The sequence below is a fragment of the Flavonifractor sp. An4 genome (assembly GCF_002161755.1).
In the GTDB taxonomy this organism is placed as follows: Bacteria; Bacillota; Clostridia; order Oscillospirales; family Oscillospiraceae; genus Flavonifractor; species Flavonifractor avicola.
Genome location: NZ_NFIL01000005.1, coordinates 1 through 24,382 on the forward strand (window position 1 = coordinate 1; position 24,382 = coordinate 24,382).

Annotated in this window: 18 protein-coding genes, 1 tRNA gene and 2 pseudogenes; 10 read left to right on the forward strand and 11 right to left on the reverse strand. The window is 55.8% G+C overall.

All coding sequences use genetic code 11. The features are described from left to right. Positions 1-436: pseudogene (locus B5F94_RS03645) on the forward strand (metallophosphatase); the annotation flags it as partial. A 75-nt stretch (positions 437-511) separates the two neighbouring features. Here the strand turns inward: B5F94_RS03645 and B5F94_RS03650 are convergent. The 3 genes from B5F94_RS03650 to B5F94_RS03660 are packed head-to-tail and all read right to left on the reverse strand — an operon-like array spanning position 512 to position 7,381. Beyond that, complete coding sequence (locus B5F94_RS03650) at positions 512-1,177, reverse strand: hypothetical protein (RefSeq protein ID WP_087327786.1); 666 nt, start codon at positions 1,175-1,177, stop codon at positions 512-514. A gap of 29 nt (positions 1,178-1,206) precedes the next feature. Further along, positions 1,207-4,050 carry a hypothetical protein gene (locus tag B5F94_RS03655; RefSeq protein ID WP_143383236.1) on the reverse strand — a complete coding sequence of 948 codons (2,844 nt, stop codon included), beginning with the start codon at positions 4,048-4,050 and terminating at the stop codon, positions 1,207-1,209. Next, complete coding sequence (locus B5F94_RS03660; RefSeq protein WP_143383237.1) at positions 4,043-7,381, reverse strand: hypothetical protein; 3,339 nt, start codon at positions 7,379-7,381, stop codon at positions 4,043-4,045. Before B5F94_RS03660 ends, B5F94_RS03655 begins: the two co-directional genes overlap by 8 nt. Positions 7,382-8,360: 979 nt before the next feature. Here B5F94_RS03660 and B5F94_RS16135 point away from each other — a divergent pair. Continuing rightward, the gene (locus tag B5F94_RS16135) at positions 8,361-8,648 is read left to right on the forward strand and encodes a hypothetical protein (RefSeq protein WP_143383238.1); all 288 of its coding nucleotides are present in this window, start codon (positions 8,361-8,363) and stop codon (positions 8,646-8,648) included. A gap of 359 nt (positions 8,649-9,007) precedes the next feature. Here the strand turns inward: B5F94_RS16135 and B5F94_RS03670 are convergent, their stop codons facing one another. The 5 genes from B5F94_RS03670 to B5F94_RS03685 all read right to left on the reverse strand — a co-directional run bounded on the left by B5F94_RS03670 (position 9,008) and on the right by B5F94_RS03685 (position 12,180). Next, positions 9,008-9,379 carry a recombinase family protein gene (locus tag B5F94_RS03670; protein ID WP_087327799.1) on the reverse strand — a complete coding sequence of 124 codons (372 nt, stop codon included), beginning with the start codon at positions 9,377-9,379 and terminating at the stop codon, positions 9,008-9,010. Between the two features lie 14 nt (positions 9,380-9,393). Next, a complete protein-coding gene (locus B5F94_RS03675) occupies positions 9,394-9,654 on the reverse strand; it encodes a DUF4368 domain-containing protein (RefSeq protein ID WP_087327802.1) in 261 nt (86 codons plus the stop codon). A gap of 144 nt (positions 9,655-9,798) precedes the next feature. Beyond that, positions 9,799-9,945, reverse strand: coding sequence for a hypothetical protein (locus B5F94_RS16665; RefSeq protein ID WP_169737580.1), 147 nt, complete (start codon positions 9,943-9,945; stop codon positions 9,799-9,801). A 134-nt stretch (positions 9,946-10,079) separates the two neighbouring features. Then, positions 10,080-10,433 (reverse strand): hypothetical protein, encoded by a 354-nt coding sequence (locus B5F94_RS03680; RefSeq protein ID WP_242965569.1) that lies wholly within the window; start codon positions 10,431-10,433, stop codon positions 10,080-10,082. Between the two features lie 277 nt (positions 10,434-10,710). After that, the gene (locus tag B5F94_RS03685; protein WP_087327805.1) at positions 10,711-12,180 is read right to left on the reverse strand and encodes a ParB/RepB/Spo0J family partition protein; all 1,470 of its coding nucleotides are present in this window, start codon (positions 12,178-12,180) and stop codon (positions 10,711-10,713) included. Positions 12,181-12,757: 577 nt separating this feature from the next. Here B5F94_RS03685 and B5F94_RS03690 point away from each other — a divergent pair. From B5F94_RS03690 to B5F94_RS03700, 3 genes and pseudogenes are all read left to right on the forward strand, one after another. Continuing rightward, positions 12,758-12,833, forward strand: a tRNA-Thr gene (locus B5F94_RS03690). A gap of 172 nt (positions 12,834-13,005) precedes the next feature. Beyond that, positions 13,006-13,272: a DUF6809 family protein gene (locus tag B5F94_RS03695; protein WP_087327808.1), complete on the forward strand. Its 267-nt coding sequence runs from the start codon at positions 13,006-13,008 to the stop codon at positions 13,270-13,272. Between the two features lie 200 nt (positions 13,273-13,472). Continuing rightward, positions 13,473-14,662 (forward strand): annotated as a pseudogene (locus B5F94_RS03700) (IS256 family transposase). 6 nt (positions 14,663-14,668) lie between these two features. On the opposite strand, the gene B5F94_RS03705 reads toward B5F94_RS03700, so the two are convergent. The 3 genes from B5F94_RS03705 to B5F94_RS03715 all read right to left on the reverse strand — a co-directional run bounded on the left by B5F94_RS03705 (position 14,669) and on the right by B5F94_RS03715 (position 18,342). Next, the gene (locus B5F94_RS03705) at positions 14,669-16,108 is read right to left on the reverse strand and encodes an IS1182 family transposase (RefSeq protein ID WP_087327811.1); all 1,440 of its coding nucleotides are present in this window, start codon (positions 16,106-16,108) and stop codon (positions 14,669-14,671) included. Between the two features lie 267 nt (positions 16,109-16,375). Continuing rightward, entirely contained in the window at positions 16,376-16,756 is a 381-nt protein-coding gene (acpS, locus tag B5F94_RS03710) for a holo-ACP synthase (RefSeq protein ID WP_158099467.1), read from the reverse strand. 32 nt (positions 16,757-16,788) lie between these two features. Continuing rightward, positions 16,789-18,342 (reverse strand): PucR family transcriptional regulator, encoded by a 1,554-nt coding sequence (locus tag B5F94_RS03715; protein WP_087327818.1) that lies wholly within the window; start codon positions 18,340-18,342, stop codon positions 16,789-16,791. A 234-nt stretch (positions 18,343-18,576) separates the two neighbouring features. On the opposite strand from B5F94_RS03715, the gene buk reads away from it, so the two are divergent. From buk to B5F94_RS03740, 5 genes are read left to right on the forward strand one after another with little or no spacing between them, the layout of a single operon-like run. After that, complete coding sequence (gene buk / locus B5F94_RS03720; RefSeq protein ID WP_087327821.1) at positions 18,577-19,689, forward strand: butyrate kinase; 1,113 nt, start codon at positions 18,577-18,579, stop codon at positions 19,687-19,689. Between the two features lie 58 nt (positions 19,690-19,747). Then, on the forward strand, positions 19,748-20,488 hold the full coding sequence (locus tag B5F94_RS03725) for an acyl-ACP thioesterase domain-containing protein (RefSeq protein ID WP_143383352.1): 741 nt from the start codon (positions 19,748-19,750) through the stop codon (positions 20,486-20,488). 60 nt (positions 20,489-20,548) lie between these two features. Further along, positions 20,549-20,836: a 4Fe-4S dicluster domain-containing protein gene (locus B5F94_RS03730; protein ID WP_087327828.1), complete on the forward strand. Its 288-nt coding sequence runs from the start codon at positions 20,549-20,551 to the stop codon at positions 20,834-20,836. Then, entirely contained in the window at positions 20,836-22,587 is a 1,752-nt protein-coding gene (locus tag B5F94_RS03735; RefSeq protein WP_087327831.1) for an FAD-binding protein, read from the forward strand. Before B5F94_RS03730 ends, B5F94_RS03735 begins: the two co-directional genes overlap by 1 nt. 14 nt (positions 22,588-22,601) lie before the next feature. Then, a complete protein-coding gene (locus B5F94_RS03740) occupies positions 22,602-24,353 on the forward strand; it encodes an NADH-dependent [FeFe] hydrogenase, group A6 (protein ID WP_087327834.1) in 1,752 nt (583 codons plus the stop codon). Positions 24,354-24,382 lie beyond the last annotated feature (29 nt).

Consider the following 24,382-nt stretch of genomic DNA (forward strand, 5'->3'; position numbering starts at 1 on the left):
TGAGCTCAATGGCAGGAAGTTTTTTACCATGGGCGGCGCTTCCTCCCATGATATCCAGGACGGCATCCTGGAACCGGACGATCCTGACTTCGAGGAAAAGTTCCAGCAACTCGAACAGCTCGGTGCGCTGTTTCGTGTGAACCATCGTTCCTGGTGGGCCGAGGAACTGCCCAGCGAAGCGGAATATCTGGAAGCCAGAGCAAATATGATGCGTGTCCACTGGAATGTGGATTACATCATCAGCCACTGCTGCCCATCCAGCATACAGGACGTGTTCAGCGGTGGGATGTTCAAAAAAGATGCACTGACCGAGTTCTTCGACGAAGTGCGTCAGAAATGTACCTTCCGGTATTGGTTCTTCGGCCACTACCACAGCAACATGGTGATCGAGAAAAAATACGCTATGCTATATGAGCAGATCATAAGACTGAAATGACATAAAAAGGGCCTGTCGCAGAATGGAAACATTCTGCGACAGGTCCTTTCTGTGTTATCCCGGCAGCGCCCCCGCTCAGGGCGCCGCAGGCGTCTTCTTGCTGGCCCGCTCCTCCCCCAATATGAGGAAATCCCGATAGGCCCGCTCCTGGGTTATGCGGTAGAAGCGCCTGCTACGAACATACATGATCCCCGCCAGCACCGGGCAGAGCACAGGCGTCAAAAGGTCACTGGCAGAGATGGCGCTCTGGTGGCATACCGATATCCCGGCGATGACAAAGATGAGGAAGGCCGCCACGGTGCTGTTGCGCCCCATCCCATAGAAGGCCTGGAACAGATTCAGCTTGCTCCCGGCAACGCCGGGGTCTGACACGCAGAGGAAAATCTCCCTCCCCACCTGTTGGCTGCCCCCGTTGGTTCGCCCCTCTTCGATGGAGCGCCCGAAACGGTCCTGATAGTACGCCGCTATTTTCGGCGCACTCTGCCACTGGGTGTGGAGGGCATCCAGCTCCTTCACCCAGTTCTTTTCCAGACGCTTGCTCAGCTCCTGGAGCAGCATACCAGACAGGTAGCTGAGCATGATGAAGTAGACGACGAGAATGACCGTATTTTCGCCAAAAAACTGGATCACCGGCGCAGTCACCCCACCCACATAGTAATTCCACGCCAGAATGAGACAGCTGCCGGGCACGGCCATACTCAGAAAGTCAATGATGGTAAACTGCTTGATAAAATGCTCCATATTCTCTCTCCTTTCCGCTCCATCGGCGTCTAGCCGCCCCGGTACCACCCCATCACCCGCGTCAGATTCCCCACAATCTCCCGCAGCTCCTCCAAGATGCACGCCCGCTCTTTTTCCCCGCGGATGAAGCTGCTGTCCATCCCGTACTGCCGCACCTTGTTAATCCAGTTCAAGATCTCCTCCCGGCCATAGCCCCGGTGTGTCAGCATGTGGTAGACCAGCGCCAGCTCATTTTCCACATTGGTATTGAACACTAGGGGGTCGTCGGAGTTAATGGACAGGAGGATGGTCATGGGATCCGGCTCAGGCAGAGGGGGCGCATTCAGCCGGGTAATGGGATAGTCCCGGAGACTGCTGATGTCCCCAATGGACACGTTGGAGGTGGGGTTGGTCTCCACATAAATGCCCAGATTTTGAATCTTCTGCCGCATATGCCGCTGTACCGCCTGGAGCATGGGCAGATCCTCGGGCAGGGTGGACACCAGCATGGGCTTCTTGTAGTGGCGGGTATAGATGGGACAGTGGTTAGTCAGCCGCAGTTTTTCCGGATCCCAGATGGGCGTCTTCTCCCTGGTCAGGGCGCAAAATGGGCGCTGCCCCTCCATGCGAAACACCGGTTGCAGCGGAGTGATCTCTTCGGTGGAGGTGAAGGCGCACGTCCGTATCTGCCGACAGAAGATGGACTCCAATGCCGTAAACTTTTGGCTGTAGGCCGACCAAAGCACATAGGGGCTCAGCCCTGTGGTATTTTTCAGAATCTGGGTGGCCAGCTTCATCAGCTTGCCCTCCAGCTCAGACCGATACTTCCCCAGCTCCTCTGGGCACTCCTCACACAGAGACCATACCCAGATCAGGTCCTCCAGGCGATCCAGGCAGGGCACGGGGACGGTCTCGTGGTCGTGAATCCACGCCCCCAGCTCCACCTGGAGCACCATGCCGTGCCCCAGCCGGTCCCCAGCCTTATAGCCAAAGTGGGTGACGACCTCGTCGATGTGACGCAGTCCGGTGAGCACATGGTGGTAGTCCTCACCCACATGGTAGGTGAGGCCGATGCTCTGCATCTGTAGTCCGGTCTTGGGGTGGAGCGGCAGCGTGTTCTCCCGGCTGCGGGCATACCGGTACACCGGGGCGTAGACCCAGGGCTCCGCCCTCAGCTCCTGGCTGGCGGCATCCAGGGCCACCACATATTCATTCAGCATGGGGACCTCCTCGATGAGCTCCCGCAGCGCCTTTAAAAATCGGATGCACTGGGCCCGCACCAGACTGACCTCATCGGTGGGGCGTTCCCCCCGCAGCGCCGCCCAGCAGCCGTTGTCCACGGGGTGGTGGACGTCCTTCTTTGAAAAATGGTAGACGATCCCCAGGCAGGGGATCGGGTTTGTCCTCGGCTGCTCCTCACATACCTGTAGATAGGCCGTAAACACCTGGCTGAGCTGCCTAGCAATGGCCCGCTTGTCCGCTTCCAGGCTTCCCGCTCCATAGCCGGAGCCGCCCACCTCGCCCCCGGGGAGCCGGGGGGATATCTTAACCTCCAGCTTCCGCAGATTGAGACAGTGGAGCTGGTTGCGGAAGGCCGCCTGGTAGACCAGCTGCTCCTTCCGCCGATCCTCGTAATCGGAGCGCCATATGGCGGAGGCCGCCGCCTCAAAATACCGGTGGAAAAACGCCAAGCCGCTGCCGCCAAAGGTCTGAAATTTATCCCGAAAATAGCTGTTCTTCATCCTGACATAGTCCAGAAATACCCGGGCAAATTGGTGGTGCTCCGGGTGCGCCTGTATGTGCCGCAGGGCAAAGTAGAGCAGCAGCAGTTCCGGCTCCGTGTGGAGCCGGCGGTAGCGCCAATAGGGACCCCGCTGAAGGACATCCAGCTCCTCCCCCCGCTCGGCGGGGCAGAGCCGCCCCAGGTGGGCCATGTACGTCTGCCCGTTCCTCAGGATGACCTCCCGCAGGTGCTCCATGCGCTGCGGCCCGAAAGGCCCGTCGAACAGATGCCGCAGAATGTGCTCCTCCAGGGGGTTCTCCTCCCGGCGGGCGGAGACGTAGTAGCGCAGGTCCTCCCGGGCCGACGCCTCGTCCTCCAGATACCTGGCCATCAGCAGACGCAGCCACCCCGCCACCAGCAGACCGCTGTACGATCCCTGCTCCTCCCGCTGGATGGGCTGGAGCACCGGCTCCCTCCGCCAGGGAAATATTCGCTGGGCGGCCGGGTCGGTGACCACCTGCCACACCGTCAGATAGCTCATTCCGGCAGCCAGGTGCATATGGGTCTCGGCGATCCCCCGCCTGGCCACCCCCGCAAGCAGGTTGTCGCTCAGCGATAGGTTATCGGGCACCCCCGCCAGCTGCCGCACATCGTCGATCCCGTTGGAGGCAAAGTAGGCCGCAATCAACACATCCGGCGTCATAATACGTGAGAGCACGCTCCATAACTCCACCTTGTAGAGCTTGCTGCTGCCCTGGAAGTAGCGGTCCTTCCCCGCCTCATCCCACATGCGGATGGAGATCTGCCCGTCCCGCAGGGTGATGAACTCCACCGCCAGCTGGAGCAGTACGCCCACGTAGTAGCCGTCCAGATCCTCACGGCCCCACCCGCTCAGATGGGTGCGCAGCTCCTCCTCCGGATAGTACATCTCCAGCAGTTGGCCCATCTCGCTCAGCCGGTCAGGCCGCACCCAGCCCTCCAGCCACTGCTCCATCCTCTCGCAGGCGCGCTCATAGGCCCTCCGGTTCGAGGCCAGATCCCCCTCGCCGGCCACCATGCGCTGGTAGGCCTTGGCCTTCGCGCACAACAGATCCTCCCGCTGCGCGGGCAGCTCCAAAAACGGGCAGAGCAACACCCGCAGGAGCATCTCTATCCGGCGCTTCCTATCCATGCTCTCCGCTCTCCAGATGCTCGATGTAGAGCGTTACTATCCGGTCCCGGGCCCTCTCCATTGCCGCTACCAGCCACTTATCCCCCTTGTCGGCCAATAGCTGGCATTTGAGCGCCTCCAGCTGCTGGTTCACCAGCTCCTGCCGGGGATACTGCCCTGAGCTCATGCTGCGCCAGGACTGGACACCCAGCCTGTCGCCCTGCTGAACCAGCCTGGCCGCAAAATAGGTGGGCATCAGATACTCCACCATGCTCAGCATCAGCACCACCCACAGATTCATGGGTACCTCGACCACCTGCTTCTGGCCCGTCTTGTCCGAATAGACCAGCTGCCTGGGCTCCTCCCCGGGCAGAACCACCGGGTCGAGACTGCCCACCAGCTCAAAATAGCCCCGGATCATCTCCGCCTTCCAGTACTCCTCCGTGCTGTCCTGGATCAGATGGATTTTGGCGTGCTCCTTATACAGCAGCCGGGTATACTTCAACAGCCCGGACAGGGGAAACAGCACCTTCTTCGGGGGCTCCTCCGCAGCCTTTTTCCGGATGTCCTCCGGCTCACCGTCGGCCGGGCTCTCCTTCTTGAGCGGCTCCTGCTCCGCCGCCTCCTGCTCCTGTCTGCAGGCGTTGCGCACCTGGCTGCTGCTGGGCTTGGTCACCGGTATATCACTGAGCAGCTCCTGCTCTGCCGCCTCCAGCTCCAGCTGGCAGGCGCTGCGTGCCTGGCTGAGATTGCTATTGGTCACCGGTATTTTACTCAGCCGGCTATACAAACTCCGGCACCCCTCCAGCGTCAGCATGATCCCGCTCTGCCCTATCATGTACTTGCCCAGCGTCTTAATGGCATTCTCCACCGTCTGGATCACCCACCTGCCAAAGCTCTCCCGGGTCGCCTCCTCTTTTCCCTCGTCGATACCCTCCGCGATACACCACTCGGCCAGCCGCTCCTGCTCCGTCTCGCTGAAGCTCTGGTTGTACCAGTTGAACACTGCATAGATGGTCTCCCCGTCATGACCCTGAAGCAGGTCGATCCGCCCAGCCTCCAGAGCGGGGTCCCGCTTCTCAAAGATTCGCTGATAGCTCTCCTCCAGATACTGCCGCAGCGCCGTCTGGGAGATATCACGCTTCACCACGTCGGCCAGGCTCTCCCTGATACGCTGGTTCAAATGGCCGCCGAAGCCAAACTGCTCCAGAATCTCCCGGTCGTCCTGGGCAAAGCGCAGGATGTCGGCGGGCAGGTCGGCCAGACCGCTGCTCTGGAGGTAGAGCATGGCCAGTACCGTTTCCACCCAGGCCTGATCCTCAGAGAGTCCCAGGGTCAAAAGCATCTCGGGGCTGCACTGGCCCCACCAAATCCGCTCCTCCGGCGTCACCGTATTCTTCTTTTTGCCCTTAAAGTTCTCACAGTCGGCGGTGGCGGCATAGAAGGTGTCCATCAGGTATTCCTGTACCTTGAGTCGGTCGAAGGGGTCAAACTCCAGGTAGTGCTCCACGTGCTCCAGGGCATAGGGGGAGCGGATCAGAAAGGCCTCCACGTCCAGGTGCTGGGGAAAGAGCTTCAGCCAGCCCCAGCTGCGCTGGAGTTCCGCCCTGGCGGAATAGGTCATGCTGCCACCGTTGAGCAGATTGGCCAGGCCCTCTCCTCCCACCAGCCTCCCATCCCCCGTGGCGGATTGGCCGCCGGCCAACGCCCACAGCCGGTCCACGAAGGTGAGCATCACCAGCAAGGTGGTCATCTGCCGCTGGAGATTGCCCCGCCGCTCCTGCTCCTGCATGCGGAGCATGGCCTCCAGAAGCTCACTCTCGTCCTGCCATTTGGCCATCTGCTCATAGTGCTCCAGCTCCTCATCGCCCAGCGCTCGGCACCTTCTGTCATAGAGGTTCCACAGCCCGTCGTAGTCCACCCGGATCTCCCCGTCTCCCCCCTGGTAGAGCAACCCCAGCACCTCACCCCCCAGCTCCTTGACCATCCGGTTGGAGGAGATGAGCACGGTGAGCAGCTGCCGGAGGGCGTCATAGGCCTCTCCCCAGCGCTGCTGCTTGGCGTCTTTCCCCCGAACCGGCGTCTGACACCCCTTCAGCCTCGACACACAGTTTAAAATGGCCAGACAGCTGTTGGCGATGTTGCGGCTCTTGTCCCCGAACATCAGAAGATAGGCCTCCCGGAGCGGCTCGGCGCCCCCCTGAATAAAGAGCCCACTTTTTTGGGTGGTGAGCGACCGGATCTGCCCCACGAGAAAGTCGCTCAGCTGGATGGACACCTCCTCCTGGGGGAGATGGAAGCTCTGCCCCATGCTGGCATACCGATACCGCTTCCGATCTGCGATGGTGAGATACCGGCGCAGATGATAGCGATTGGCCGGCGGCACCACCTTGTCGTAGTACTCCCGGGCCATCCGGTCGATGCTCCCCAGGCTCAGTTTCCCCGTCCGATCCTCCCCCATATGCTCCGTCTTATAGAAGTCCGTGAACAGGGACTCGTAGTGGGAGCCCAGCATCCGCTCCAGCATCTTGGTCCAGATGACCTGCTCCAGCACCTTCTCCGCCGCCGTCAGAATGAGCACGATGTTGGGGTTGGTGAAGTACTGGAAGGTGGAGTTGAGCAGCTCCAGACTGCGCTCCGGAACCAGGTCCACATCGTCAAACATGAGGATAATCAGCGGCTGAACCGGCTCCCCCGCCCTGCCCTCCTCCTGCAGGCCCTTGATCGCCTTCCAGTAGGTGGTCACGTCCTCCCAAAACCGGTTGAGGTTGCGAACCAGGGTGTACTGCTTCTGGGACAGGTGGACCTGGAGCCCCACCATCTCGTCGTAGGAAAAGGCCCCCCCGGACGTAAGGTCAGGGATGCAGTCCCGCTTCAGAGACTCATACCGCTCCCGCAGCCGGTTGTTGTGCTGGAGGTGGCAGTCCTTGAAAAAGCCCATGGGATCCCGGGGCAGATGCTCGCAGACCCACGCCCCGCCCCGCCGATCCTCCAGCCCCCGCAGCTGCTCCTCGATGCTGTCGATGACCTGCTCCGCCATGGCCATGATCCAGCCCAAGATGGAGCAGTGGGGGTCGCTGATGGCCTCCGGGATGATGATGGGGAGAATGATGTCCCGGCTGTGCCCGCTGTGCTGGAGATATTCCCACAGACTTTGAATCACCGAGCTCTTACCAGCCCCTCTCCCCCCAAGTATAGCGAATACATTATCATACATTTGAGGATGAATTTTCCATGACTCCACCCCGCCAAAGCTCCTGCCCACAAAGTCCGCCACTTGCCGCTGATCCTCGATCCGATCCAGCAGAGCACGGTAGTCCGGGAAGTTGGCTTCCATTTGTTTCTGATCCAAATATTTCGCACCCAAATTACTGCTCGGGGATCTCCCAAATACTTTGCTATCCAAACCAATCACCTCTCCAGATGTCCGCGGCGCTTCCGCCGTCGGGCCATTTTTTATGGACGAATCGCATGGTTACGGGCCCGTCTCCCGGCATAGAATATGGTTGGGGGGGGTGAGAGAACCCGTTGGCACACAAATTGTGCTTGCAAAAGCAGCTGTACTGTGGTAGAATGATACATCGATGTTTGTGGGTCTTTTGCACTCCCTCAGCGGCTCGCCCTCCCAGTAGAGAGGTGGTAGGCAGAGGTTCACAATCAGCGACAAGTTTTTGCCTCTCAGCCCGTGGAACTACCTCGGAGGTGACTTTTAGACGGGGGAGGCAAGGAGGGGAGTACAATTATTATTACTTCGGCACAGACCAAACCTGTGAAGGCGCAGAAGCGCAGTGTCGTAGACAGTGTCTCTCTCTATGCTGCCTTAAGTCGGATGGATGGCCATAAGAGTATCCAGCACACCCAGGGGTATCAAATGTTGCGCCAGCTCTCCTACGCGATGCAGCAGGAATTGGCCAATGGAAGCGAGGTCGTGGGCGTCTCAACGAACGATTGAGCGGCCCTGTCGAGGTCGGCCCGATTCTACAGGAAAATTATAGCACCCTTGTGAATTTGCTGCAAGGGCCTCTTTCAAAACAGCCAGCGGTGTCACCGTTGGCTGTTTTGGTCTGTTACAGCAAGACGCCGCTGCGGCGAACTAAAGTCCACTCCGCTCCCTTGGCTCTCCTTCTCCTCATGGGCGTCCGCGGCGCGGACGCCCATGAAGGCCCCTTTTTTCCCACCCACCCCGCTTCGCTGGGCTTCGTTTGGGTCTCCGCGAATATAGGAAGGCGCCCCGCCGGCCAGTAGGCGCCTTCCTATGCTATCCCACGCACGGCGGGCTGCCGCCCCCTCGCGCTCCCCCCGCTTTTTAAGCAGAGAGGGTTCTTTGCAAAATGAGTGAGATCAGCAAATTTTGCGATATCGTTCAGTTTTTATATCACAACGACGATGATTGTTTTCAATTTGATTTTAATACGAGAACATTAGAATTGATAGTTGCAAAAAGTTATTTGCCCACACAAAGCGGGATATTTCAGTTAGCACAGTTCCTTTCCTATTCTGAGATAGTAGAATATAGGCGAGCAGAGGAAACGCAAAAAGACTTTACTCATAAATATCCGGGTATGATTGCTGGCTTGAAAACATTCGCTGACTATTTGAAAAACTGTAGATGCAATTAATCTACTCTTGGTAAAATCAATCTTCCAAACTTTCAGATTTCAGAAATTTGAAGAGCTCGATTTTCTCTTTGAATCTATTTGTATTTGCAGTAAAGTTTCAACTTGTCAATATTCGCTTGAAATCTGCAGCATCTATAGTGTTGCGATGTTCCACGTCGGAGCAAAATCCGCTTTGCTCCAATGTCTTTTTATGCCCACGGCAAAAAAGACGTCATCCGCCCGCTCACTTGTTCCTCCTCTCCAAATCGAACCCACTTCGCTGGGCTTCGATTTGGTCTTTGGTGCAGACTTGTGGGCTGCTGCATCTTTTTTGGCAACAAAAGGCATGCGGAGTGTCCTTATAGGATCTGAGTATCCGACTAAGGACACTCCGCATTTTTTATTGCCAAAATTGGGGTAGCGCCGTTCTCGTCGAACAGCAGCCGATCCCGGATGCACAGGAGCTTTACCTTGTGCTGGGTGAGCAGGTCAATGTAGCTTTGGGTCATGCCCCACTCCCGGCCTATCCGGGTCAGGTTGTGGACTAACACCACATCCACCCTGCCAGCGATCACGGCCTCGGTCACTTTCTGGAGCGCCGGGCGGTCTAATGTGAGCCCGCTGCCGTATTCGTCAGCAGCGCCGATGATGGTATATCCCGCCTGCTTTGCGTAGAGCTGGAGCAGAAACCGCTGGTGATCCAATGCGAAAGAATCTTCATGGGCGACACGGCAATAGAGAAATGCTCTCATATCCCACACCACCTTTACACCGCCGGGGCGTAGCTTAATGCTACGCCTTTTCTCGTTTCCAGCAGAACATCCCGCTCGGGGATTTTCCGGCGATCCGGCACCTCAAAGGCCCCGATGCAGTTGTAGTGGATCGTCACCCGCTGATTGGTAACACCGTCCTCCTTGACCGCAGGATAGACCTCGATATATTCAATGAGTTCGGCAACCATGCGCTTGGTGATGGTGGTGGCGTCGGTGTAGCGTCGCACCGTTTCCAAGAAGGTGTCCACATCCATCCGCTTAGAGAGCGGCTGTGCCGGTGGAGATTTTCTTGCTTGACTGTTTCAAAATATCCTCCTTCCTGCAATCAAGCAAGAGGTTCTTATCTATGTATATTATACCTCTGCCGACTGCCCGTGTTAAGGATGTCGATGGAACAGTTAGGCTGGCTCCAGATCGGCCAGCATCAGCTTCAACAGGATGTCACGCATGGACTCGCCTTTGTCCTTGTAGACGGGCGTGACAATGAATTGGATTTTGCCGATTTGATAGGTGTATTCCTCCTTGACGGGTACGGGATCTTCCATGTGGGCCTCCTTCCAGAGCGATACGAAACAATGACCGACAGTCCCCCTTGTCCCGTGGGGAAACGCAGAAAGGCGGCACCTTCGGCGGTGCCGTCCTCTTGCCTTGCTCCACTTTGGGACAACTTGTCCCAAGGTCAATAGGGGCTGTTCTCAAAGTGCAGCTGGGCCTCCTCCAGCCCGCAGAAATCAAAGACCTCATGGAGCTCCGCCACCACACGCTGGATGTCCGAGGGAGAAAACCCGCAGTTTTCCATATGGCCGCACACCACCAGCACATGGGAGCGCCGCAGCAGGTCACGGCTAATGTCGATGCCGTTCTTGTGCTCCTCGGGAACGGCGTCGTTGAGGAACAAGGGCAGATACAGCGTAGGGCAGATGGGCGAAAAGCCAGCCTCGTACACCGCCCGGCAGTACCGGGCCGCCTGTTCCGTGTTTTTGTAGTCCTCGCCGCACCATGCGGCGGTAATATAGGCAAGGGGTCTTTTCATAGAAAACCTCCGTTTCTTTGTGTTCAACCCTTTCCCCCCGCCCTTTCCCATTCATGGGAAAGGGGGCGGCTCTGGAGGATATGCCCCCGTCACGCCTCCGGGAATGGCACAGCCGGGGCCGCCCGTAAAGGGCAAGCCGCCGCAGGGCGGCGGTGCGATGCACCCTTGACGAACAGCGCCCGGCCATGCCGTGTAAAAGGCGGCGACGGGGGATAAATCCCAAGAGCCTTGAAAGAGGGAACGAAAAAGACCTCGGGACAAATTGTCCCAAGGCCGGTTACTTCTCCATATCCTTTTTCTTGTCGGGCTTGCCCAGCTCCGGGGGCTGCTTCTCCTTCCACTCGTCCAGCAGGGCCAGAATGGTGTCCTTCATCTCCCGGGGCGTCTTGTCTTTGCCAAAATACTTTTCCAGTTCGGCGCTATTGATGATCACCTTGTCAACCTCCTTTTTCTGTTCGCTCAAAATACCGTCGATCACATCGCCGTTCAGCTTGCCCTCCTTATCCAGTTCCCGCATCTTCTGCGCTTGGGAGAGTGACGGAGAGGACGCCTGCCCCTCAATGGCAACGGCAATATACTTCTGGTGCTTGGGGCGGATGAAAGAAATCTCCACGGCGGGAGTAAAGGCCAGTTTACTGGCATCCACCATATCCCGCAGTTCGGGGACAAGCTCGGTCAGGCGGATATACCGCTGCACCTGCTTGTAATTCATGCCGTTGCGATCCCCGACAATCTGCGTGGAGCGTTTTCCAGCGTCCTTATCAGCCTCGCCGGGCCGGGCTCCTTGATGCTTGATGGCCTCAACCTGCTGTTTCAGCGCAGCCCCTCTTTCTGTGGGCACGATCTTCTCCCGGTGCCGCAGGTTGTCATCCGTCATGGCGAGGATGGCCTCGTCATCGGTCATGTTGCGGACGATACAGGGCATATTGATAAACCCGGCCATTTCGCTGGCCCGCTGGCGGCGGTGTCCGGCGATGATCTCATATCCGCCGCCCTCACGGGGCCGCACCAGCGCAGGCTGATTGACCCCGGCAGCCTTGATCGACTCCACCAGCCCCTGCATTTCCGCATCGTCACGGACGCTAAAGGGATGATTTTTGAACGGGTGCAGTTCGGAAAGATTGAGATACACGATCTCCTCTTTCACGCCACGGGTGGCATCCCGAGGGGCGGGCGGCTGCTCGGTTGCAGCCGGGGCCTCCGTCGTAGCGGGAGCGCCTTTCCCGGCAGGCGGTTTGCTTTGGGACATTTTGTCCCGAGGTTGCGGCTTGGCCTTGTCGGGGGCCGCCTTGTCAGCCCTGGCCGGGCGGCCCCTGCGGGGCTTGGCCGCATCCTTCGCTTTATCCGCCTGCTTGCCCTTATCCGGGGCCGCAGCCTTTTCCGGGGGCTTGCCCTTCGCCGCCCCATCCCGGGCAGCGGTAAAATCCACCACCTTTCCGGCGGGGGCTGGATCTCCCATGCCGGGGATCGTGGTCTGCTTCTCGTCCTTGCCCGGCTGCGGTGTACCCTCCATAGACGGAGCAGGAGCGTCCTTATCTTTGGGAGCCTCCTTATCCGCCGGAGCCGGTTGCTCCGCCGCAGGGGGCGTTGCCACTTTGAACGCACCCTCTACCACGGAGGCATCCGCTTTGGCCGGAGTGGGCTGATCCTGCACCGGGGGATCAGCTTTGACAGGCTCTACCTTTTCCGGCTTGGGGGGCTCGTCTACCTTCCCGGCATCGGGAATATTCTTTTTATCGTCAGCCACTTAAAAACCTCCTCCGTTGTGAAATAGAAAAAGCCAGCCCGATGGCTGGCCTGTGGGGGAGCACCCCTCCTTTCTCGTTGGGATATATGAAAACGCCGCCCATAGTCCCGTTGGGCGGCGTAATTCTCAAAGAATAAATTTTTTAGATAAAAACCTCTTGCTTGCTGCTTGCAAACCATTGATATGACTGGATTTTTCCAAGTCCTATAATTACACTCCGACCATGCGGAGTGTCCTTATAGGATCTGAGTATCCTGCAAAGGCACTCCGCATTTTATTTACATCCATAGCAACACAAAACGCTAGATTGTGTGGAGGGCTTACCATAATGTCAGAGCATTATGAGCAGCTCCCCCACCACCGAGAATTCTCCTTGACAATTTGTTTCTTCTATTGTATCATGTTACAGGTAATTTGGAATAAATTATGCGCTAGTGTGGCTCAGAGGTAGAGCAGCTCACTCGTAATGAGATAGTCGCAAGTGGGGTGTGAGAAAGTCCTTGCCCCACTTGACTTTTCTTCTATTCCAAAAATGAGATAGTCGAAAAGGCCAAAAAAGTGATCAAAAATGCTGTTTGCTGGAATAGCTCAGTCGGTAGAGCAGCTGATTCGTAATCAGCAGGTCGCGTGTTCAAGTCACGTTTCCAGCTCCAGAAAGACCGTTTACCACATTGGTAAACGGTCTTTTTGTTGCCCACCTGTTGCCCATTTGGTCAACGATGGTCAACAGGACATTTTGAAGATACATCTTCAAAAACTGGCCCTTGGCTCTTCCCTTTGGAAGAGGTATCATGTCCCCACCAAAAGAATATAGGTGGTGAGGATATGGGCATTTTGGAAGAATTCTTTCTGGGTGAAGTCAGACCTTGGGAACAGTTTGGGTGTTCAGATGATCCAGTCTACAAGATGTACTCCCGCAAGATTGAGCAGTTGGAACACTCCCTGATGGTGGGTAGGTCTAAAAAAGAACAGAAAGTGTGCCAGGAGTTAAAGCATTTGAGGACAGTCCAGAGTAATATGGAGTTACAAAGGATGTTTATGTATGCTTTCCGTATGGGTGCTACTTTTGCTCTTGACCTTTTTGTGGAATAATTGGAAACACGGGTTGCCGATGTCGGCAACCCGTGTTATATTTAGTTCAGGAAGTTTTCAGGTTCAGTCAAACTCCAGCAGCTTGGATGCTGGTACTTGGGTCAGGTAGAATAAGTTTCGTAAAAACAAAAAGAGACATGGTTTGCAGATCTCTGGTAGAATGAAGTCGCGACACACCATTCGAAAGGAGACAGCAAACCATGTCGGAAAAGATTGTACAGCTAAATGAGGATGTTATCAAGGGCCAACTCAAGGAACTTGTGCGTGGAAGTGTAGAAGAAACGCTCAACGAGTTGCTGGAGGCCGAGGCAGAGAAATTGACCCAAGCGGCCCGGTACGAGCGCAACGAGCAGCGCCAGGGCTACCGCAGCGGCCACTATAACCGCAACCTCACCACCACTTCCGGGGATGTCACTCTCAAGGTGCCTAAGCTCAAGGGAATCTCCTTTGAGACTGCCATCATTGAACGGTATCGCCGCCGGGAGAGCAGTGTGGAAGAGGCTCTCATTGAGATGTACCTAGCCGGCATATCCGTCCGGCGTGTGGAGGACATCACCGAGGCCCTCTGGGGCAGCAAGGTCTCTCCCTCCACCATCAGTGAGCTGAACAAAAAAGCGTATGTCCATATTGAGGATTGGCGGAACCGTCCTCTGCAGGGCGGACGCTATCCGTATGTCTATGTGGATGGGATCTACCTGCGCCGCAACTGGGGTGGGGAGTTTGAAAATGTGGCTATTCTGGTGGCAATCGCGGTCAATGAGGATGGATACCGTGAGGTTTTGGGCGCCGCTGAGGGTATGAAGGAGGACAAGGCCAGCTGGATCAGCTTCTTTCAATGGCTCCGTGGGCGTGGCCTGGATGGCGTGAAACTCATTGTTGGCGACAAGTGCCTTGGTATGCTGGAGGCCGTGGCGAAGTGTTTCCTGAGGCTAAATACCAGCGGTGTACCGTCCATTTTTACCGTAATGTGTTCTCAGTCACACCTCGCTCCAAGGTAAAGCTGGTAGCTAAAATGCTCAAGGCGATCCACGCTCAGGAGAGCAAGAAAGCTGCCCGTGAAAAGGCTAAGGCTGTGGTGGAGGAGCTGCGCTCCATGAAGCTGAAAGAGGCTGCCAAGAAGGTGGAGAATGGCATTGAGGAAACACTGACTTACTGCGATTTTCCCAGCGAGCACTGGACTCGTATCCGTACTAACAATGTCATTGAGAGGCTGAACCGGGAGATCCGCCGCCGCACCCGTGTAGTTGGCAGCTTCCCGGACGGCAACTCTGCTTTGATGTTGGTCTGTGCCCGGCTCCGCCATGTGGCTGGTACCCAGTTGGGCAACAAGAAGTACATGAATATGAAGCATCTGGAGGCTTCCGTTGAGGATGCCTCCATTGCTGGCTGACTTCATTTACAACAGAGTCTGCGAACTAAAGTGCGAAAAATTCTGGACCTGTTGACAAAGATAAAATATGGGCCGAAAAATTATATTCTCAGCCCATATTTTATCCATATGTATTGCGGAAAAGATGGCCTTAACCATCCTCTTGAGATTTAATGCCATGGCAGATAGGAGGCATTCCTCCATGGCTGAGAGAATGCCCCTCTTATGTATTGTGGAAAGATTGTGTTCGCGCTTCATAACCGCAAAGCTGCCTTCGGCCCAGATTTTTCGTTTCCTCATCATGTGTAGGTATTCCGAAGTATTGACCCTTAAATGCCCTCTGTAAAACGCAGGATAGCAGCTGCTGGCCAAAATTCTTCTACGCACACTGGCCGTATCAAAACAAGCCTTACGGGAAGTGCATTTCCGGCAGACATCCCCTTGCACCTGGTAGCAGCGAAGGTATTTCCCTGTGGACTTATTGCAGTTCAGACGGTGATATACAAGGGGCTGTCCCATGGGGCAAATAAATGTATCCTGTTGCGGATCATATGAAAATCCATATTTACTTGGGTCATTGGGAAAACGGATGGTGGGAATATAACCGGTAATTCCCAATAGTTCCAAACCCCTGTGAACGGCACCAGTATCATACCCTCTATCCAAAGCAACTTTCTCCATAGACAGGCCCAACTGTTTTTGCTGCCGTTCAAGATGCCGCAAAACCAAGAGACTTTCTTTTTCATTTGCCGGGAATACGTCTACTCCTGTAACAATCCCATGCTTACAATCTACGGTCGCTTCCATGAGGTATCCCACACCTCGTTTGCTCCCGTGGTGGATATAGCCACACTCAGGATCTGTTGTACTTGTTGTAATCTTTTTGGTGATTGTATGACTCGCCGGCTTTTTAAATCCCGGCTGTGATGCAAGCTCTTGGTCCAGATCGTCAAGATAGCTCAGCATACTCTGCTCGACTTCAACTTCTATATCGATCCAGCTGTTCCTTGAAACTTCGGCGGGGATGTAGCTGCCATCGGCGGCCATCTCTTTGCCGTCTATCAAGTCCTGTTCCATACAGCGTCGGACAATTTTCAGAAAGATCTGTTGGAACAAGCTACTCTCATTCCACTTGCGGACTCTTGTTTTGCTGAAGGTAGAATGATCCGGTATTTTTTCTCCAAGTTCAAAGCCACAAAACCAACGATAAGCAATGTCTAGCTGAATTTCCTGGACAAGTCGGCGCTCTGACTTAATGCCGTAAAGGTATCCCACCAGCAGCATTTTAAACATACTAACAGGGTCAACAGATGGGCGGCCATTTGCAGGGTAATATGGCGCTACAAGATCGTAGATAAAGTCAAACGAAATCATCTGATTGATTTTCCGAAGTAAGTGATCGCGTGGAATTAATTCTGCTATATCCAGAATCACCATACTCATTTGACCGCTTTGCCGTCCCATCATGCTCCATTCCTCCCTTATTTCAATTATACCATGGGAATGGGGTATTTGGGACTTTTGTCAACAGGTCCAATTCTGGACACAACCTATAGAAAACAGTAGGAACTTTGATACACTCGTCATATAAGCACCTTTACAGTATTCCATATAGTCACGCCTTTCCCATATAAAAATATGCCGTACCTGAGTTGGTCAGGTACGGCATGACTCTTTTTGACACAAAATTGTACCTTCCACGCATGGCAAGGATTTTAATGTCAGGTCATAAACTCACGATTCTGCAACAACAAAAGCAGTGGCCATGCCGCCGGTTGTTGTGATGGAAACGAAAAGCGATGTGATCTCGGCACAGTCCAATATCGCTTGGAGAAAGCTGTCAACATAGATATATGGGCTTCCGTCCTCATTGTTTCTCGTCTCGATTCGGCGGTAGTCAAATCCCTTGTCAGCCAGCCTTGGGGCAATTGCTTTAAACGCAGCCTCTTTTACAGCAAATCGGGAGGCAAGATATTCTGCCGGGCCTGCCTTTTCTTGGGCGGCGGACAATTCTCCCTGGGTAAATACTTTGGACAGAGTGCCTTTGCTCATACGTTTTAACAGACCCTCGACGTCTCCGATGACGACCGTATCAATTCCGATCCCCCTGATCATGGCCATCTCCTCCTGCTCCCCTGTATGTTTACTCAACATTCCAGCGCGGAATTTTGAAACTGATACGAAAGGATATAATACTGCCGTTCTGTGGCAGATTCAGGTAGTTCTCCCAAAAGCTCGTTGATTTTTTCAAAACGATAATTGAGGGATGAACGGTGCATATTCATCGCCTTTGCCGTTTGGACTAGATTTCTGTCGTTCAAATAATACATATAGAGGGTATATGCCAGTTCAGTGTTGTTTTTTTGATCGTGTGCAGAGAGACATTTCAGTGTGGGGCAGAGGAAAACCTCCAGAGGCTCCTTTTGCAGGAACAAATTTTTCAAATGCACAAGATAATAATCTTCGTATCGGTAACAGCCGGGCACGTCGTGAATGGCCCGTGCCGCTTCCAAAGCCCTCAGTGCCTGAATATAGTAGGAACGGATCTCCATAATATTGGAAAAATGGTTGCTGAGGGAGGCATAGAGTTTATTTTTCACACAGAACGTGCAAAACGATTTGAGCGATGCTTCCGAAAGCCTGCCGTTGGGCATGACCGGGACCAAGGCGAGGAGCTTTTTCTCATAAACGACAATCCTGCTGTTGGCAAAGAGGTATTCAAGCTGATTGCGTATTTGCAGCATATTGACAGCGCCCGGCGTCAGCTCTGTTGAAATAACAAGGCAGCGCATATTGCCGGGGAAGGTGCGGTCCAGCTGATAAATAAATGCCTGATAGGCGCCGCTCACGACCACCGCCTCATCCAGCAGATCGAGGATAAAATGCTCAGACGGCCGTTTCCCATTTTGGTGCAGAAGCTCATCGTGTTTCATTTGCAAATAGATATAGCTGCGCAGAACCATCAGAAGCTCCCTGTCCATCTCAGTAAAGGTGTGCTCGAACTCATTGACCACGATATGGCCGTAATCCTTCTCGGCGCAGACAGATACCAGCAGCTGGTTGATCTGCATCTGCTCATGGAATGCCATGATCGGAATTTTGCTCTTTTTGACCCGGCTGTGGAGTGCCCCGCGATTTGCGAACGTGTAATCCCCGCTGGAAAATCCCCCGTTTTCAAGCAGCAGATCTGTAACCTGCATTTCTTGGGCCTGAAGTGCCTGTCTGGTAAGGCCAGCGATCCAGTAGGAGGAATCGAAAACCACGAGAGGGTTCCGCAGGAACGGATAGGCCGCATCCACCAGCGTCTGAACCCTTGCGCCCCCTGTCAAGGCATCCAAAAGCACAGCGCTCATGGCGCTTTTTTGATCCTCTATGAGAAAGCGTTCCCGAATGGTTTGGACGATGCGCCCTGTCTGTTCTGTTTGGATGAACAAAATGCAGCCCTGCCATGCGTTCAGCAACTGCGCTTTCTCAAATGCGGGGCCGGTGCAGAACACCAGATGGCCACAACCGCTCTGCGTCTGCCGCTTAACCGCCTCCAAGCTGTCGCTGATATACACCGTGTCCGGTAGCGGAGAGACATTCTGCTCCCGAAGGATCTCCCAGCGGGTCAGGCGGTCGTCTCCGAGGGGGGCGCCCAACAGCTCGGTTTTATCATGGGCGTCGAATAATTTCTGAAGCAAACTGACGGTAATACACATGAAACCTTCCTCCTCTGGAAAACTCTCATGCCGTTTTCTGTCGTATCTTTGTAATTATAGCAAATCGGTTGCCTACATTCATCGTACAAGTTTGTAGGAAACGGGTTTGCTTTTTCCAAAAGCTATGTATGTGGCATTTAGGGACAACCCGATTATAATTATATTATTCAAAAACGAACTGGTTCGCAACAAAAAATTCGTGGAAGTTTATAGGGGAACAGGAGGAACATGCTGATGAAAAACGCCTACACGATTCTAACGGTGAATCCCGGTTCGACGGGGACAAAGCTCGGGCTGGTCCGTGGGGACGAGATTTTGCTGGATCTGAACGTGGACACCCCGAAAGGGATGTTTCAGGACTGCCCGAATTTCGAGGATCAGGTACCCAAGCGTGAGCAAATGATTTGGGATATGCTGCGGGAGGCAAAGGTCGAACTGGAATCCATTGACGCCGTATCCGGTCGGGGCGTAGGCGTCCATTCCTGCACAGGCGGTACATATCTCATCAACGACCTCGCCTATGAGCACGCGCTGCACGACGTGGAAGGCATCAATCATCCTGCCACACTGGGCATCGTGCTTGCCGCCAAAATCGCGGCAAAGCTGAATGTGCCCGCCTACTTCGTAAATCCCATGAGTACGGACGAGTTGAGCGATGTGGCCCGGATGACCGGTATCCGAGATTTGTACCGGCCCTCCCACGCCCATCCGCTGAATATGAAGCAGGTGGCCATTCATCACAGCGAACTGATGAAGAAGCGCTATGAGGACTGCAATTATGTGATTCTGCACATGGGCGGCGGGACAAGCATCGCCGCCCACGAGAAGGGGCGGGCTGTGGACAGCACCCGCATCGGGGACGGCCAAGGTCCGATCTGCCCGAACCGGAGCGGTGATCTGTGCATTGACGATGTGATGACCCTGATCCGAAGGGGCATGACGCCGGAGGAGATTAACGAGATTGCCTCCCGCCGGGGCGGGCTCATGCAGCTGTGCGGTACCGACGATGTACGGAAAATCCGCAGCGAACTGATTCCTGCCGGAGATCAGCGGGCTAAGCTGGCGCTGGATGCCATGGAATATACGATGGTCAAATGGGCCGCCATGATGGCCGGGGCCCTGCGGGGGCAGGTGGACGCCATCCTGATGACGGGCGGCCTTGCCAACGACAAGGTCTTGGTGGAACAGCTCACCAAGGATCTGAGCTGGATCGCCCCCGTCTACGTCTATCCGGGCAGCTTCGAGACCGAGGCGCTGGCATCCGGGGCAATCCGTGTCCTGAGCGGCGTGGAGGAAGTCAAGACGTACACGGGCAAGCCGGTATGGAGCGGTTTTGCGTTTGACTGAGACAGGGCGGGCACAGTTTCCCGCGTTCACGGCGCACTGTCCCGAGGGTGTGCTGGAGATGAAGTTCACTGTCTCCCACTGTCACATAGACTCGTCCGGGCGGATGCCACCCCATGTGCTGGCCAAAGTGATGGAGGCCGCTGTAAAACGGCAGATGGAGGCGTACGGCTGGGACAGGGAAACGGTGGAGAAAAAGAATATCGCCTTGGTCGTCGGGTGGACCTCCATTCACATCAAGCGGCTGCCCCGTTTGGATGAGAACCTTTTGGTGCGGATCTGGCCGGGCCGGAAAAAATGCTCCATGCACGTTCGGAAATACGCGTTTTTCGCCGATACGGGCGAGACGCTGGTCAGTGCCGCGGTGTTGTTTCTGCCCATGGATCGAGCCAGTCGGAAGCTGACGGCGGCAGAAATCCCGGTTCTGCCGGAGGTGGTGATATCCGGAGAGGCAGATGTCCCCAGCCTGCGCAGGGCGTTCCCCGAGGAACTGCCCAACCGATTTGTACGGACAGTCTGTGCCTATGAAATCGACGAGAATGGGCATATGAACAACACTTGTTATCTGCAATGGGCCGATGAGCTTTGGGCGGGCGGTCACCATGGGCAGTATGAACCGCGCTCCATCTGGATGCAGTATATCAACGAGTTGATGGAAGGCCAGACGGTGGCGCTGGGCTACGCCGTAGAGGGACAGTGCCTGTATGTGCGCGGGAGCGTTAACCAAGTGGATTCGTTTCTTGCCGTGATCCAATATGAATCCTGTGACGTTCCTGCCGGCGGCAGGGATCGTCTACAGTAGATAAAATACACCGAAGGAGAAACACAAACAAAACTATTTTGAACGGAGGGGCAAGGAAGAATGGTCGTAGAAAACAGAGGTCAACAGCAGAGCGTGCGGTATGTGGTGGATACAGACCGCTGCTGCGGGTGCAGGCGGTGCATCCGCAGGTGTCAGGAGAACGTGTGGCAATGGGACGAGGAGCACCATCACGCATATCCGAAGTACCCGGATGAATGTGTCCTGTGCTATCAGTGTGAAATGGATTGCCTGAACAACGTCATTGACATTCAGGCAATCGCTACGCTGCAGGTCGATCCGCTGGAGTACAGTGCGGAGTTGATGAAGAAAAAGGAGGCGGAACAGTAATGGCAGATGTGAAGGATTACGGTGAACTGTTTACTGCGGATATCTTGGTTGTCGGCGGCAGCATGGCCGGCCTGACCACTGCCATCCGAGCCAAGGAAAAGAACCCGGAGCTGGATATTCTGGTGATCGACAAGGGCGTCATCGGCTGGAACGGGCAATCCACAAAAGCCGGCAACGGGATCCGAGCCACCTCAAAGCATCCGGACGGCGTGATGAACGCCTTGGGTTATCTGGTGAACGCCCACACCCCGTTTTTGAACGATCAGGAATTCCTCAAGCGGTACTTAGAGGTTCATCGGGACAACATTGACTACATGAAGCACTGCGGCGTCCAGCTCTCCTGCGATGAGCAGGGCAACGCCACGCCGCTGCCGTTTATCCCTGACGCACTGGATATGGCGGGCATCTCCATCAACGTCAACGCTCAGCTCCGGTCCTTTGCCCTGAAGCTGGGTATCCGCTTGATGAGCCGTGTCAACATTTTTGAACTGCTGACCAGCAAAACTGGCAAGGTCATCGGCGCCATCGGCTTTGATATGGACCACGGCGAATGCAAGATCTTCCACGCGAAGGCGGTAGCTATGGCCACGCAGGGCTGCCATTTCAAGAAGATCGGTTTGGAGTTTATGGGATACGGCACCGGCGTAGGCGCCATGTACCGCGTCGGCGCGGTGATGCGGAACGTGGAGTTCTCCACCCAAGTGGACGTGGTATTCAAAAAGACCAACACGCCCATCTATGGCGGTTTTAACATGATCTGCAACAAGCACGGGGAGAACCTGACCCAGAAATATATCGGCCACATCGAGTGGGAGGTGACCCCCACCTTGGTCAACGCCATGGTGCAGGAGATTGCGGCGGGCAATGGGCCGCTGTGGGTGGATCTGGAGAAGCCTGACGAGGTCCGTATGATGATCGGCGGCACGGACATGGACGAGTCCACCCAGCGTATGCTGCGCGACAAGATGGCGTGGGAGCATTTGGTGTTCACCAAGACGGCGAAAAACATCGGCGATGTGGGCACGAAACCGGAGGCCACCATCAAAACGGTCATCCAAGTGGAGCCAATCAAAGTGGATACCGACATCAAGACAGATGTGGAGGGCCTGTGGGCCCCCGGCAAGGTCTCCACCCAAGGCAACGCTTACTTCGGCTGGACCCGGGGCGACGGCTTGGGCAACGCCGCCACTACCGGCATGATGGCCGGCGACAGCATCGCTCCCTATGCGGCGGCCGCGGATTGGGATGAACTTGACCTTGCGCAGGTGGCCACACTGAAGGAAAAGATTTACGCTCCGCTGAACCGTCCCAACGGGCGGCAGCCGAAGGAGATCTATGATATGATCGAGCGCTATATCTTCGATGTCAACAAGTGTGTCCTGAAAAGCGAGGCTGAGATCCATAAGGTCTATCAGGACATTGCGGAGATGAAAAAGCTGATCCCCCAGCTCACGGCGGACGACCCCCACACGCTCTCCAAGTGCTTGGAGGCGGCGGACACCATCCTGTGCTTGGAAATGATCTTCCGCTCCGCGGATATGCGCAAGGAGAGCCGCGGCATCATGTATCCCCACTACCGGACGGACTATCCCGAGACGGATAACGAAAACTGGCTGAAGTGGATCAATATCCGTCAGGGCAAGGACGGCGAGATGGAGCTGTTCACGGAGGACATCCCCATGTGGAGATATCCCATCCGCCCGGAGGGGTACCAGATCCCTGAAGGCCATGTGGAAGAATACTACAAATAAGGAGGGGTGCGGGAATGAACACAGTCAATATCAAAATCAACGGCTATGACTATACCATGAAGCGTGGGATCACAATCTTGGACGCGTCCTTTGAGACACTGAAATTCCAGCGGGAGTTTTTACAGCAGCCGATCCCCACCCTTTATTACCTGAAGGGCGTCGTCGATGTGGACGATTCCGGCGTCTGCGTGGTGGAAGTGGACGGCAAGCTGATGAACGCCTCCACCACCCGCATCCGTGAGGGCATGGAGATCCAGACCCGGAGTGACGCGGTGATGGCGGCGCGGCGGGAGGCGCTGGCCAAGATCTTGGCGATCCACAACAAGTCCTGCGTCTATTGTATGCGCTCCACCCAGTGTGAGCTGCAAAACCTGCTCCATGAGTACGGTTTTACAGACGAGGCGGAGCTGCCCATGAGCAGCATCCAGCCCTTAGACCTCTCCTCGGTGGTGCTGGTGCGGGACAACAACAAGTGCATCCGCTGCAAGCGCTGTGTCAATGTATGTGCTAAGATGCAGGCTGTCTCCGCCATCGCCGCCACCGGCACCGGTTTAGAGGCCAGCATTGAACCAGCGTCCCCGAAGGGCCTTGCCGCGGCCAGCTGTGTCAACTGCGGCCAGTGTGTGGCCGTGTGTCCCGTGGGTGCGCTGACGGAAAAGCCCCAGTGGGAGCTGGTAAAAGAGGCGATTGCGGATCCCGACAAGTTTGTCGTGGTACAAGTGGCCCCGGCTGTCCGGGCCGCCCTGGGTGAAAACTTCGAGTTCCCCATCGGCATCGATACAGAGGGCCGGATCGCCGGTGCGCTGCGGCGGCTGGGCTTTGACAAGGTGTTTGACACCAAGGTGGGCGCCGATCTGACCATCATCGAGGAGGCCAACGAGCTGATCGAGCGGATTGAGAACGGCGGTGTGCTGCCTATGCTGACCTCCTGTTGCCCCGGCTGGGTAAAGTATGCGGAGCATTTCTACCCGGATATGCTGGACAATCTCTCCACCTGCAAATCCCCCCATACCATGTTTGGCGCCATCATCAAGTCTTGGTATGCGGAGAGGATGAACATACCCAAGGAGAAGATCATCACCGTCAGCGTCATGCCCTGCACGGCGAAAAAGTTTGAGATCACCCGCCCCGACGAGTGCGGCGCGGATGTGCCGGACGTGGACTATGTGATCACCACCAACGAGCTGGGCACCATGCTCAAGGACGCCGAGATCCAGTTGGAGGCCATCTCCCCCTCGGAGCGATTTGATGAACCTCTGGGTGAGGGAACCGGCGCGGGTGTGATCTTCGGCGCCAGCGGCGGCGTGATGGAGGCCGCCCTGCGCACCGCTGTGGAAAAGCTCACCGGGAAGCCTCTGGAGAACCTGGAGTTCACCGACGTGCGCGGCATGAACGGCATCAAGGAAGCCTCTTACGACCTCAACGGCACCCAGGTCAAGGTGGCTGTGGTCTCCGGTCTGGCCAACGCCAACGCCCTGCTGACCCGTATCAAGACCGGTGAGGCGGACTATCAGTTCGTGGAGATCATGGCCTGCCCCGGCGGCTGCGTCAACGGCGGCGGACAGCCTCACCAACCGGCGGTGGTACAGGCACTGCAGGATGTCCCCGCAGTGCGGGCAGCCGCGCTCTATCTCAACGACGACCAGAGCGTCCTGCGCAAGTCCCATGAGAACCCGGAGCTGAACAAGATCTACGCGGACTACCTTGGAAAGCCCGGCAGCGAGAAGGCCCACAAGCTGCTGCACACCAGCTACATCATGCGGTAAATCAGGCAAGGCCGGAAAACTCAATGGAA